Consider the following 13,552-nt stretch of genomic DNA (forward strand, 5'->3'; position numbering starts at 1 on the left):
GCTCATCGCTCCGGTTTCAACTGCCGGCGAAAACGCTCGGTCTTGTCCCATTTCAGTTCGCGGCGGAACGCGGCGTCGAGCGCGAGTCCCCAGAGTGCGGAGACGACCGCCGCAATCGTCACGCAAAAGCCGACGACGTTGACCGGCACGAGCCGCAGGCGCGTCGAGCGGCCGTCGAGCCGTGCGGCGACGACGATCTCGAAGAACACGCCGAAGTTGCCGAAGGTGCTGAACGAGAACAGCGCGAACAGCGACAGGAGCAGGCCGAGGGCGGTCGAGTTGACGCCGTTGAACAGGTAGAGCGCGAGTGCGGCGCTCCATGCGAGCGCGAGCAGCGCCGGCATCGCGAACACGCCGAGCAGCAGCGCCCCGTCGAGCCGGCAGCGCCGCGAGATCAGCGGATTGCGCAGCACCGGGACCAGATGGCGCAGCATCGTCTGGTTGTGGCCCTTCGCCCAGCGCGTCAGTTGCCGGGCGCGGACGGCCCAGCGCTCCGGCACTTCCTCGTAACATTCGGCGTGGTTCAGATAGACCGTGCGCCAGTCGCTCAGCAGCAGGCGGTAGGTCATGTCGGTATCTTCGGCGAGCGTGTCGTCGCACCAGCCGCCCACGGCGTCGAGCGCGCCCTTGCGAATGCCGCCGACCGTGCCGCCGTACTGCGGCACCAGGTTGAGATTGTTGCGGGCTTGCTGATTGACCTGGTAGCCGCCGGCGCGCTCGAGATCGAGCAGCCGCGCGAGCAGGTTGCTGTCGGCGTTCTGCGGCACGACGCGGCCCATCACCGCGCCGACTTCCGGATCGAAGAACGGCGCGACCAGTTCCTTCAGCAGCCCCGGACGCGGCAGGTAGTCGGCGTCGAATACCACCATGATGTCGCCGCGGATGAAGCGCAGCGCGTCCTTCAGCGCGGCTGCCTTGCCCGGCTTGCCGGTATCGCGGTGAAACGGCCGGATCAGCTCGGGCGCGAGTGCCCGAACTTCGTCGATCAATGCGCGCGTGTTGTCGGTCGAGCGGTCGTTGACCGGGACGATCGTCAGCCGGTCGCGCGGATAGGTCGTGGCCAGCAGCGCCATCAGGCAATCGACGATGACGGTTTCCTCGTTGTGGGCGGCGACGAAGACCGTGAGCCGCGGCCAATCGCCGTGCGTCATCGTCCGGTAGGGCGCGCGCTGCGGCTTGAACAGGCGGTCGAGGCTGAATACGTAATGCCGTGCGGCATACCCGCACGTCAACAGCGTGAACAGCCACAGATACGCGACGCACGGCATCAGCAGCAGTTCGGGATCGAACGCGAGGTCTGGCGTGGCGGCGGGCGGCGGCGCGCGCGACGCATCGGGATCGGGCGACGCCGGTGCGGCGAACGGGAGCGTCGCGCTGCCGAGCGCGGTGCGCTCCATCGCGATCCGGGCGGGCGCGGCGTTGGTGGCGGTCGCGGCGGGCAAGTCGAGCCGGGCCGGTTCGGCGATCGCCCGCGATGCGGTGTCGCGCACGATCAGCGAGCAGGCAAGCACGATCAGCAGCAGGATGCCTTGCTCGCAGAGTGACGCCATCCGCGTTTGCTTCATGTTCTGGTCCCCGTGCCCGCAACGACGACCGATGAGAGCTGAAGGCGCTCCGTGGATCGCGCGGATGTCAATGGGAAGCGGTCGCGCATTCGTCGCACTGGGGCGGTGATCGGTTGCCCCCGGACGGACGCGTGGCGTCGCCTCCCGGCTTCGTTGCTGTGGCGTCCCCATCTGTCTGCTGCCATGCGAGTGTTTCGGGACCCACCCGTCTGACGTTAAGCAAGGCGTGAGCCATCTGCCGCGATGCCCCGCGCAGCAAGGGGCCACGCACGGGGAACGGATGCGGCAGACGTGCAGTCGACGCGTTTTGATTCATCGACGAATCAGCGTGCGCGCGTCGCGTTCGCCCCCGACGGCCGATCGCATGCAGCGAGCAGGGCGCGCGGCGACCGGGTCGTCCGGCCTGTCGATGTTGCCGTGCCGGGTGCGGCTTGGCGTGATTGATCGCCGTGCGTCGTGCATCGTGTGCGGGTCGGTCGAGCGGTCGAAACGGGAACCGCCGTCACGTGAGCCGAATGGACCGGACTCCGATGTATTTGCCGGTTTCGGCTCGGCGTTACAGATTCGCAACATTTCCCACAACCGCGATTCGTGTGACGCAAGCCCCGTCGGGTGGCAGGAAATCCTGTGCGTGCAACGGTAGTCGACGCTCGGGTGCGTGCCGCGCACTGCACAGACGAAAGTGGCGAATCGAGGCGACGCAAAGCGCGTCGAAAGGTATACGCGATTCGCTTCGTCACGGGTACTCGACATGCACGTGCGATTCATCGGACGACGTCGTCAGACGGATCGTGCGAGCGTCCGGCCGTTCGTCGTCGTCGCGTCGAACCGGCGATGCGAGGGTCCGTAGCAGTTGTGAAACATTCCGCATCGCGCCGTCCGCACGCGATGGCCGTGGAACGAAGCAGGCCGGGATGCGGGCCGGCTGGTTTGAATATTGCTGTATTGGGGGGACTTGACGCTCGACACAGCGAGGAACGGCTCATGACGTGATCGCTTCGATACGACGGGACGCCGGTAGCACGACGATTCACGCGGCCCGGACCGCGCGGACGAGGCAGCGCGCTCGCCCCGCAGCACCGCCGCGTGTCGACCGCATGCGAGTACGGGATGCGCCGCCCGAATACATGCTTCGCGCCGTGTGCAGGATCGCCGGGCACGAAGCGGCTAAAACGAGGATAACGATGAAGAAGATCTTGCTTGTGTTCGGGACCCGGCCGGAGGCCATCAAGATGGCACCGCTGGTGCGCGCGCTGAAGGCGCAGACGGATGTCGACGCCCGGGTATGCGTGACCGCGCAGCATCGGGAAATGCTCGACCAGGTGCTGACGCTGTTCGACATCAAGCCCGACTACGATCTCAACCTGATGCGGCAAGGCCAGACGCTGACCGACGTGACGACCGGCATTCTTCAGGCGATCGGCATGGTCTTCGACGAATTTCGGCCGGACGTCGTATTGGTACACGGCGATACGACGACCACGCTCGCGGTGAGCCTGGCGGCGTTCTATCGTTATCTGCCGGTCGGTCACGTGGAGGCCGGCTTGCGCAGCGGCGACATCTGGTCGCCGTGGCCGGAGGAGCTGAATCGCCGCGTGACCGATGCGGTGTCGTCATGGCATTTCGCGCCGACCGGGCTGGCGCGCGACAACCTGTTGAGCGAGGGCGTGCCGGGCGGCGCGGTGTCGCTGACCGGCAATACCGTGATCGATGCGTTGCACGAGGTCAAGCGCATGCTGGATCGCACCGCCGCGCTGTCGGACAGGATCGCCGCGTACTTCCCGTTTCTCGAACCGTCGCGGCGCGTCGTGCTGATCACCGGCCACCGCCGGGAAAGTTTCGGCGAACCGTTCCGGCATTTCTGCGATGCGCTGTGCACGCTGGCGAACCGCTATCGCGATGCGCAGTTCGTCTATCCGCTGCACCTGAACCCGAACGTGCGGGAGCCGGCGCGCGCACGGCTCGGCGATATTCCCAATATTTACCTGATCGAGCCGCAGGAATATCTTTCGTTCGTATTCCTGATGTCGCGTGCTTATTTCATCATCACGGATTCGGGCGGCATTCAGGAAGAAGGGCCGGCGCTCGGCAAGCCGGTGCTCGTCACGCGCGAGACAACGGAGCGGCCCGAGGCGATTCAGGCCGGCACCGCGCGGCTCGTCGGCACCGATCGGGACAGGATCGTCTGGGAGGCGTCGCGGCTGTTCGACAGCGAGAGCGCGTACGAGGAAATGTCGCGTGCGAGCAATCCATACGGCGACGGCCATGCGAGCGAGCGGATCGTTCATGCGCTGATGCGTACGCCCGGGGCGCCCACGAAGACGACGAGTTTCTCGATGGGCGCCACGGAGATGCCGTTCAACGCGCTCACGCTCGGGTTGCAGGCGTTGCGGTCGCCGTGACACGGAGCGCGCGGTAGCCTGCTCGGGCGCCTTCGGTGTGGACGTCGCGCATCCGGTCCGGCCGTTAGGTCGGGCCGATGCTCGCACGTGACGACCCGAAGCGAATTTCCCCGACGCATTCAAAGTCACGCCACCGACACGTCCCGTTCCGGCGCGTGCTTTCTCCCCGTTTGCCTGAAAAGCCCGAATCGCGCCGATCCGACGCCGAATCCGAAATGGTTCGATAATGCGGACGGCGATCCATGCGGACGAACGGCTGGCCGGAGTGAGATTGAAAGGTTGCGCAGGCAACCGGCCGGCAGCGGCGTTCGCGGCATCTGCCCGACCGTGCCTGCACGCGACACGGTCGACGAAACGGCGCCACGCCTGCCTGATCGTTCGGAACGTGAGCCGCGCCGTTCGAATCCCCACCCGATGCCTGCCCGGCGGGCATCGCAACCAGGAGGTGAACGATGATCACGCTGACCGTCAACGGTAGCGAGCAGCACTTCGACGGCAATCCCGACATGCCGTTGCTCTGGTATCTGCGCGATGTTCTCGGCCACACCGGCACCAAGTTCGGCTGCGGCATGGCCCTGTGCGGTGCGTGCACCGTGCATCTCGACGGCGTGGCGATCCGGTCGTGCATCACGCCGGTCGCGGCGGCGTCGGGCAAGCGCGTGACGACGATCGAGGGGCTGTCGACGGACCTCACGCATCCGCTGCAGCAGGCGTGGCAGGAGTTGAACGTCGCGCAATGCGGCTACTGCCAGTCCGGGCAGATCATGCAGGCCGCGTCGCTGCTGAAGACGAATCCTCATCCGACCGACGCCGATATCGACGACGCGATGTCCGGCAACATCTGCCGCTGCGGCACCTATACGCGCATTCGCGCGGCGATCAAGCTTGCCGTGCGCCGCGGAGGTGACGCATGAGCGCGCCCGAACTCTCCGTCCGCAACGAAAGCCGTCGTGCGCTGCTGCTCGGTTTCGCGTCCGGCGGGCTGTTGCTCGCATTCGGCGTGCCGTCGCTGGCGCACGCGGCTGCCCCGGTGCAGCCGCCCGTCAGCGCGAATCCGCAATATGGCGGCGCGGGGATGCCGCACGGATTGCGCGACGATCCGAACCTGTTCGTTGCGATCGCAGCGGACGGCACCGTCACGGTGACCTGCATCCGCTCCGAGATGGGGCAGGGCGTGCGCACGAGCGTCGCACTCGTGGTGGCCGACGAGCTGGGCGCGGACTGGGCGCGCGTGAAGGTCGCGCAAGCGGTCGGCGACGAGCCGCGCTACGGCAACCAGAACACCGATGGATCGCGCAGCCTGCGCCAGAGCTTCGCCGCGCTGCGCCGCGCGGGCGCGGCCGCACGCACGATGCTCGCGCAGGCGGCGGCTGCCGTGTGGGGCGTCGACGTGGGTCAGGTGAAGGTGACGGTGCACGAGGTCGTCGATACCAGGAGCGGGCGCAAGCTCGGCTTCGGCGAGCTGGCGGCGAAAGCGGCCGCGCTGCCGGTGCCGGATACGAAGACGCTCGCGCTGAAGGCGCCGGCCGAATTCCGCTATATCGGCAAGGGCAAGACGGCGTTGATAGACGGACGCGACATCGTCGGCGGCCGTGCGCAGTACGGGATCGATACGCGGCTCGACGGCATGCTGTATGCGGTCGTCGCACGGCCGCCGGCCTACGGCGACACGGTGGCGTCGTTCGATGCATCGACCGCCGAGAAGCTGCCGGGCGTCGTCAAGGTCGTGCAGTTGGCGTCGGCGCCGCTGCCGTCCGGCTTCCAGCCGCTCGGCGGGGTGGCCGTCATTGCGCGCGATACGTGGACGGCCATCCAGGCACGCGCGCAGTTGAAGATCGACTGGAAGCGCGGGCAGCATGCGGACTACGACTCGGCTGCGTATCGCAAGACGCTCGAAGCGGCCGCCGCGCAGCCGGGCGACGTGATCCGCAACGACGGCGACGCGGCCGCCGCGCTCGCCGGCGCCGCGAAACGCGTGCGTGCGACGTACTACATTCCGCATCTCGCCCATGCGACGATGGAGCCGCCCGCGGCCGTCGCGCGGGTGGCCGACGGTCGCTGCGAAGTGTGGACCTGCACGCAGGCCCCGCAGACCACGCGCGACGAGATCGCGAAGGCGCTCGCGTTGCCGACCGAGCGCGTGACGGTCAACGTGACGCTGCTCGGCGGCGGCTTCGGCCGCAAATCGAAGCCCGATTACGTGGTGGAAGCCGCGCTGCTGTCGAAGGCAGTCGGCGCGCCCGTGAAGCTGACGTTCACGCGCGAGGACGACATCGCGCACGACTACTTTCACGCGGTGTCGCTCGAAGCGTTCGACGGCGGGATCGATGCGTCGGGCAAGGTGGTCGCGTGGCAGCATCGCACGGTCGCGCCGTCTATACAGTCGACGTTCCGGGCCGGCGTCGTGCACGAGCAGCCGGGCGAGCTCGCGCAAGGCATCGCGGATCTGCCGTTCGCGATTCCGAACGTGCGGATCGAGAATCCGGCTGCGGAAGCGCACACGCGGATCGGCTGGTTCCGCTCGGTGTACAACATCCCGCATGCGTTCGGCATCCAGAGTTTCGTATCGGAACTCGCGCATGCCGCCGGTCGCGATCCGAAGGATTTCCTGCTCGAACTGATCGGGCCTGCGCGGCGTTTCGAGCCGCACATCACGGTGAAGAACGTGAACTACGGCGAGGATCCCGCGCTGTATCCGGTCGACACCGGGCGCCTGCGGCGCGTGATCGAGACGGTCGCGCGCGAAGCCGGGTGGGGGCGCAAGCTCCCGAAGGGGCACGGGCTCGGAATCGCCGCGCATCGCAGCTTCGTGTCGTACACGGCCGCGGTGTGCGAGGTGCAGGTCGGTGCGGACGGCAGGATTTCGGTGCCGCGCGTCGACATCGCGATCGATTGCGGGCCGCAGGTCAATCCGGAGCGGGTGCGCTCGCAGCTCGAGGGCGCGGTGGTGATGGGGCTCGGCATCGCGCTGCACGGCGAGATCACGTTCAAGGACGGCCATCCGGAGCAGAGCAACTTCAACGGCTTCCAGGTGCTGAGAATGAACGAGGCGCCGCGCGAAATCCGCGTGCATCTCGTCGCGCCGGACGATTTCGCGACGCCGCTCGGCGGGGTCGGCGAGCCGGGTCTGCCGCCCGTTGCGCCGGCGCTGACCAACGCGATCTTCGCGGCGACCGGCACGCGCATCCGCAGCCTGCCGATTGCCGATCAACTGGCGAAACCGCAGGCGGGTTGACGCGGTATCTGTCCCGCGCCGGGCCGCATCGTGCGGCCCGGCCCCCTCTCGAAGCCTCGAACACCGGGACCCATGATTGGCGTGAACCGGCCCCGATGCTCGGCGTTGTCGTTTGCGAACGACCGTGCTAAATTCCTGCCAGCACTTGCAGTCACGCAACCCTACATTCGGCTGACATGGCCGGCACCCCGGGAGGCAGCACGATGAGCCTGTTGATGTCGCGACGCGATCTCGCGTTCCTGCTGTATGACTGGCTCGACGCCGAGGCGCTCGCCGCGCTGCCGCGCTACGCGGAGCACGGTCGCGAGACGTTCGATGCGGTGCTCGACACCAGCGAGCGGATTGCCGAAGACCTGTTCGCGCCGCACGCGGCGCGCGGCGACCGCGAGGAGCCGCGGTTCGACGGCGAACGCGTGACGCTGATTCCGGAGGTCGAACCGGCCGTGCGCGCGTTCGCGGACGCCGGGCTCATCGCCGCGGGTCACGACGAAGCGCTCGGCGGCATGCGCTTGCCGAAGCTGGTCGAAGCCGCGTCGTTCCTGTTCTTCCAGGCCGCGAACATCGCGACGGCCGCGTACCCGTTCCTGACCGTCGCCAATGCGAACCTGCTCGTCGCGCACGGCAGCGCCGCGCAGATCGACGCGTTCGCCCGCCCGGAGCTGGAAGGGCGTTTCCTCGGCACGATGTGTCTATCCGAACCGCAAGCCGGTTCGTCGCTGTCCGACATCGCGACGCGCGCCGATTTCGAACGCGATTCGCCGCTCGGCGCACGCTACCGGCTGACCGGCAACAAGATGTGGATTTCCGGCGGCGAGCACGAGCTGGCGGAGAACATCGTCCACCTCGTGCTCGCGAAGATTCCCGACGAACACGGCCGGCTGCCGCCCGGCACGCGCGGCATCTCGCTGTTCATCGTGCCGAAGTTCCTGACCGGCGCCGATGCCGGCGCGAACGGCGAGCGCAACGACGTCGTGCTCGCCGGGCTGAACCACAAGATGGGCTATCGCGGCACGACCAATTGCCTGCTGAATTTCGGCGAAGGGACGCGTTATCGGCCGCAAGGGCGTGCGGGCGCGATCGGCTACCTGGTCGGCCAGCCGAATCAAGGGCTGGCGTACATGTTCCACATGATGAACGAAGCGCGCATCGGGGTCGGCGCGGGCGCGGTGGCGCTCGGCTATACCGGTTATCTGCACGCGCTCGACTATGCGCGCAACCGTCCGCAAGGGCGCCCGCTCGGGCCGGGCGGCAAGGATGCGGCCGCGCCGCAGACGCCGATCGTCGGCCATCCGGACGTGCGGCGCATGCTGCTCGCGCAGAAGGCTTATGTCGAAGGCGGTCTCGCGCTGATCCTGTATTGCGCGAGGCAGGTCGACGAAGCGCGCGCGCACGACGATGCGGCGGTGCGCGCCGATGCCGCGCGCCTGCTCGACATCCTGACGCCGATCGCGAAGAGCTGGCCGTCGCAGTGGTGTCTTGCCGCGAACGATCTCGCGATCCAGGTGCACGGCGGTTATGGCTACACGCGCGACTATGCGGTCGAACGGCTCTATCGCGACAATCGCCTGAATCCGATTCACGAAGGCACGCACGGGATCCAGGCGCTCGACCTGCTGGGCCGCAAGGTGAGTCAGGACGACGGCGCGTCGCTGCGCGCGCTCGATGTGCGGATCGGCGCGACCGTCGAGCGCGCGCGAGCGCTGGATGCCGGCACGCGCGAGCAGGCCGATGCATTGGCCCGGCGTTGGACGAGGCTGTGCGACGTGACGCGCCAGTTGAGCGCGATCGGCGATCCGCAGACGCGGCTGGCGAACGCGAGCGTGTATCTCGAAGCGTTCGGCCATCTCGTCGTCGCATGGCTGTGGCTCGACGTGACGCTCGCCGCGCACGGGCACGACGGCGATTTCCACGACGGCAAACGTGCGGCGGCCCGGTACTTTTTCCGCTGGGAACTGCCGAAGGTGGATGCGCAGCTCGACCTGCTGTCGAGCGTCGACACGACGACGCTCGACATGCGCGACGCGTGGTTCTGAACGTGGTTTCGACGATATTCCGGAATGCAGACGATCTTGCCGATGCCGATGGCCATCGCATGCGCGTCGTGAACCGGCCGCGCGGGGGGATCCCGCCCACCGCACCGATGCGCGGCCACGCCGCGCAAGGAGACAGAAGCGCATGAAAGCCCTGTTGTGTACCGCATTCGGCCCGATCGATCGCTTGCGCATCGAGGACGTCGCGATTCCCGAACCGGCTGCCGGGCAGGTCCGGATCCAGGTGAAGGCGGCATCGCTCAATTTTCCCGACGCGCTGATCGTCCAGGGGCTGTATCAGGTGAAACCGGCGCTGCCGTTTTCGCCAGGCGCCGAGTTTGCCGGCGTGATCGACGCGGTCGGCGAGGGTGTCACCGCGTGGCGACCCGGCGATTCGGTGATGGCGTTTACCGGACACGGCGGGTTCGCGGAGCAGTGCGTGGCCGATGCGCACCAGCTCGCCGCCCTGCCGCCGGGAATGACGTTCGAGCAGGGCGCGGCGCTCGTGCTCGCCTACGGCACGTCGCTGCACGCATTGCAGCAGCGCGCGCACCTGCAGGCGGGCGAGACGCTGCTCGTGCTGGGCGCGGCCGGCGGCGTCGGGATCGCCGCGATCGAGATCGCGAAAGCGCTCGGCGCACGCGTGATCGCGGCCGCGTCGAGCGCGGACAAACTCGCGCTGTGTCGCGAAGCGGGCGCCGACGAGACGATCGACTATGCGACCGAAGACCTGCGCCGCCGCGTCGACGAACTGACCGGCGGACGCGGCGCCGACGTCGTCTACGATCCGGTGGGCGGCGCCAGCAGCGAAGCGGCGCTGCGTGCGACCGCGTGGCGTGGCCGGTTCCTCGTGGTCGGCTTCGCGGCCGGCGAGATCCCGAAGATCGCGCTGAACCTCGCGCTGCTGAAGGAGCGCGACATTCTCGGCGTGTTCTGGGGCGATGCGGTGCGGCGCGATCCGGCGCAGCATGCCGCGAACATGCGGCTGCTCGCCGAATGGTTCGCGGCCGGCAAGGTGCGGCCCGCGATCACCGAGCGCGTGCCGTTGGCCGGCGCGGCCGACGCGATCGCGCGGATGGCGAACCGGCAGGTGAAGGGGAAGGTGGTGATTTTTCCGGACGCGTGATCCGGTTTCGCCGCGCGGCGATTCGAAGCAGGCCGCGCGGCGGGTTCTTCATGAAAGCGGGCACGGTGCGACCTGCTGTAAAGAGCCGCGACCCGGTTTCCGTTCCGTCCAACCTCGATGCTGGAGACTCAGATGACACACGCCCCGCTGCATCTTCATCCCGCTGTCGCGAAATCGCTCGAGACATGGCATGCGATGGTCGAGCGCAAGGATTTCGGCGCGCTGGAATCGATCGTCCATCCGGACGCCGTGTTCCGTTCGCCGATGGCGTTCAAGCCGTACGGGCCGGCGCCCGCGCTACTGATGGCGCTGCGCACGGTGATCACGATTCTCGAGAATTTCACGTATCACCGCCGGTTCGTGTCCGACGACGGCAAGAGCGTCGTGCTGGAGTTCGGTGCGACCGTCGGCGACAAGGCGTTGAAGGGAATCGACATGATCCGCTTCGACGACGACGGCCGGATCGTCGAGTTCGAGGTCATGATCCGGCCGTTCAATGCGCTGCAGGCGCTCGGCGCGGAAATGGGCGCGCGGCTCGGGCAGCAGTTGCCGGCGTTCAAGACTGGCGGTTGAACAGGGTGGGGCTATGGCGTAGCCGGCTCGCGGCTGCGCTGCGGAACCTGCGCGCGAGGCCGTGCGAAGCGTCGACGAGCCGCGCAGCAAGCGCGCGTTCGGGGTGCGCAACCGGCCGCGAAGGGGGCGACAAGCCGGCCGCCGCGCTGGCCGGCGCGATCCTGCTCGTGTGGGCCGATGTCGCCGCGCGCACGCTCGCGGCGCCGGAGGACCTGCCGATCGGCATCGTGACCGCACTGTTCGGCAGCCTGTTCTTCGTCGTGCGGCTGCGTCGGTGCTGAGCGCGCGCGCCGTCAGGCGAGGGCGGACCGAATCCCGTGGCCTGTCTTCATCGAAACGGGATGACCGTGTCCGTGCCGCTGCGGCGGCGCATATCGGCGTGCGGGGTCGCAACGTCCTGCGCGACGTCGAAGAGGCTGTCCGGCAGCGCACGTACGGGCAGCGTGATCACGAAGCGCGCGCCGCCGAGCGCCGAATCCTCGAGCCGCACGTCGCCGCCGTGCACCTGTGCGACGCGCCGCACGATTGCAAGCCCGAGCCCGAAGCCGCCGGTTTGCCGGTCGCGGCTCGAGTCGAGCCGCTGGAACGGCTCGAACACGCGGGCGCGCTCGGCGGCCGGGATGCCCGGCCCGTCGTCGTCGACGCTCAGCACGAGCGCCCCGGACCGATCTCGCGTGGCGGCCAGCACGACCTTGCGCGACGCATAGCGGGCGCCGTTACGGATCAGGTTCAGCAGTGCGCGGGCGACGAGCTTCGGATCGCATACGTGGGCCGCGGGCGCGTCGAGCGTCGACACGTCGAGCGCGATGCCGCGATCGGCGATGTCGTCCGCGACGTTGCCGGCGACGCTGTCGAGCAGCGCGTCGACGACGACCTCCATCGGCGCGAGCTCGCTCGCACCCTGTTCGAGCCGGCCGATCGTCAGCAGCTCGGTGACGAGCTCGTCGAGTTCGCGCACGTCGCGCCGCAGCGCGTCGCGGCGCTCGCGCATCCGGCCCGTTTCGTCGGAATCGGCGAGCAGCGCGAGCCCGAATTCGAGCCGGGCGAGCGGCGTTTTCAGTTCATGGGAGATGCCGTGCATCATTTCGCGCTGCTGCTTGATCGACGCCTCGATGCGCGCGGCCATGTCGTTGAACTGCTGCGACAGCTCGTAGATGTTCGACTTGCCCGACAGCTTCACGCGCGTCGACAGCATCCCGGCGCCGAATGCGCGCGCGGCGTCCTGCAGCCGGCGAATGTCGCGCCAGTGATGGTGAATCCAGAGCACCACCGCGAACAGCGTCGCGAGCGCGAGCAGCATGTACGCATAGATGCGGATGTCGAGATCCGGCGCCTCGATCGGCCGCGCATGCAGCACCGAGCCGTCCGCGAGCGGCATGTAGTAATCCTTGCCGTCGTAGCTGATCGCGATTCGGCCGGCATCGAGATCGCGCAGCGGCGCGCCGCTCAGTTGCGCACGCGCGTCGGCCATCGACATGAACCCGAACCCTTCGCGGCCGTGCAACGCCAATTCGCGCAAGGCGAGCTCGCGCTGCGCGCCCGGATGGCGCTCGAGGTAATCGTTCAGCACGAACGCGTAGGTCGTCAGCGAGTCGCGCTGCGCCTGCGCGACGCGCTCGTAGAAGATCCGGTCGAACGACAGCTGGATGAAGACGATCGATGCGCCGACGCACAGGATCACGACGAGGTACAACCGGAGCAACGGGCGCAGCATTTACTCGTCCCACGCAGAAGGGCTGAACAGGTAGCCGCGGCCCCAGATCGTCTTGATCTTGTGCGGCTCCGATGACGCGTCCTCGAAGCGGCGGCGCAGCTTCGAGATGCCGGAATCGACCGAGCGGTCGAGCCCGTCGAATTCGATCCCGCGCAATTGCTTGAGGATGTCGTCGCGGCTCAGCACGGTGCCGGCCGCGCGCGCGAGGATCAGCAGCAGGTTGAATTCGGCGGTCTTCAGCTCGACAGGCTCGCCGCGCCACGTGACGGTGCGGTTCGGCGGCGAGATCGTCAGTTCGCCGAATACGAGCGCGTCGGGCGCGACGGCGCTCGCTTCCGCCGCGGCCGGCTGCGCGCGGCGCAACAGCGCACGGGCGCGCGCGACGAGCACGCGCGGCTCGATCGGTTTCGTCACGTAGTCGTCGGCGCCGGTTTCGAGCCCGGCGACCTGGTCGTACACGTCCGCGCGCGCGGTCAGGATCAGCACGGGGACGTTGGTGAACGCGCGGATGCGCCGGCAGACTTCCATGCCGTCGAGATTCGGCAGCATCAGATCGAGTATCACGAGGGCCGGCTGGTGCTCGCGCACCGCAGCGACGGCGAGGTCGCCGCGCCGCACGACCGTCACCGAGAATTCATAGCCGTCGAGGTATTCGCGGACGAGCTGCGCGAGGCGATCGTCGTCCTCGATCAGCAGCACACGGTATTTGAGCGGAACTTCGTTCATGGTCTCCTCAGGATGCGCGCGCCATCTCGTTCCCGGCAGCCCGATGCACGGTGCGGCACGCGAATTCTATCCGGCGGACCGGCTGCCGGGGCAGCGGGGCGACAATCTCGAACAATCGAACACAATTGCGCACAGATTCTCCGCACATTCAGGACAGTCTCGGCGCAGGGCGGCCCCTAGA

9 protein-coding genes and 1 pseudogene are annotated in these 13,552 nt (G+C 68.0%); 7 read left to right on the forward strand and 3 right to left on the reverse strand.

The window, feature by feature from the left end; translation table 11 throughout:
• Positions 1–2: 2 nt before the first annotated feature.
• Positions 3–1,565, reverse strand: a complete 1,563-nt coding sequence (locus WT97_RS22070) for a glycosyltransferase family 2 protein (protein WP_059792453.1) — start codon at positions 1,563–1,565, stop codon at positions 3–5.
• A 1,184-nt stretch (positions 1,566–2,749) separates the two neighbouring features.
• On the opposite strand from WT97_RS22070, the gene wecB reads away from it, so the two are divergent.
• The 7 genes and pseudogenes from wecB to WT97_RS33330 all read left to right on the forward strand — a co-directional run.
• Complete coding sequence (gene wecB, locus WT97_RS22075) at positions 2,750–3,967, forward strand: non-hydrolyzing UDP-N-acetylglucosamine 2-epimerase (RefSeq protein ID WP_060354422.1); 1,218 nt, start codon at positions 2,750–2,752, stop codon at positions 3,965–3,967.
• Positions 3,968–4,419: 452 nt separating this feature from the next.
• Entirely contained in the window at positions 4,420–4,881 is a 462-nt protein-coding gene (locus WT97_RS22080; protein WP_060036381.1) for a (2Fe-2S)-binding protein, read from the forward strand.
• Positions 4,878–7,202, forward strand: a complete 2,325-nt coding sequence (locus WT97_RS22085; protein WP_059502032.1) for a xanthine dehydrogenase family protein molybdopterin-binding subunit — start codon at positions 4,878–4,880, stop codon at positions 7,200–7,202. Before WT97_RS22080 ends, WT97_RS22085 begins: the two co-directional genes overlap by 4 nt.
• 203 nt (positions 7,203–7,405) lie before the next feature.
• On the forward strand, positions 7,406–9,235 hold the full coding sequence (locus tag WT97_RS22090) for an acyl-CoA dehydrogenase (RefSeq protein ID WP_060036383.1): 1,830 nt from the start codon (positions 7,406–7,408) through the stop codon (positions 9,233–9,235).
• A gap of 142 nt (positions 9,236–9,377) precedes the next feature.
• A complete protein-coding gene (locus tag WT97_RS22095) occupies positions 9,378–10,358 on the forward strand; it encodes an NADPH:quinone oxidoreductase family protein (RefSeq protein ID WP_060354423.1) in 981 nt (326 codons plus the stop codon).
• 132 nt (positions 10,359–10,490) lie between these two features.
• Complete coding sequence (locus tag WT97_RS22100; protein ID WP_060354424.1) at positions 10,491–10,931, forward strand: nuclear transport factor 2 family protein; 441 nt, start codon at positions 10,491–10,493, stop codon at positions 10,929–10,931.
• A gap of 134 nt (positions 10,932–11,065) precedes the next feature.
• A pseudogene (locus WT97_RS33330) lies at positions 11,066–11,212 on the forward strand (iron chelate uptake ABC transporter family permease subunit); the annotation flags it as partial.
• Between the two features lie 47 nt (positions 11,213–11,259).
• Here WT97_RS33330 and WT97_RS22110 read toward each other — a convergent pair.
• Together WT97_RS22110 and WT97_RS22115 are read right to left on the reverse strand one after the other, a co-directional pair.
• Positions 11,260–12,645: an ATP-binding protein gene (locus tag WT97_RS22110; RefSeq protein ID WP_060354426.1), complete on the reverse strand. Its 1,386-nt coding sequence runs from the start codon at positions 12,643–12,645 to the stop codon at positions 11,260–11,262.
• Positions 12,646–13,371, reverse strand: a complete 726-nt coding sequence (locus tag WT97_RS22115) for a response regulator (RefSeq protein ID WP_060354427.1) — start codon at positions 13,369–13,371, stop codon at positions 12,646–12,648.
• Between the last annotated feature and the right edge of the window lie 181 nt (positions 13,372–13,552).

Origin of the sequence: Burkholderia sp. MSMB1459WGS, assembly GCF_001534535.1 — a bacterium.
Taxonomy (GTDB): Bacteria; Pseudomonadota; Gammaproteobacteria; order Burkholderiales; family Burkholderiaceae; genus Burkholderia.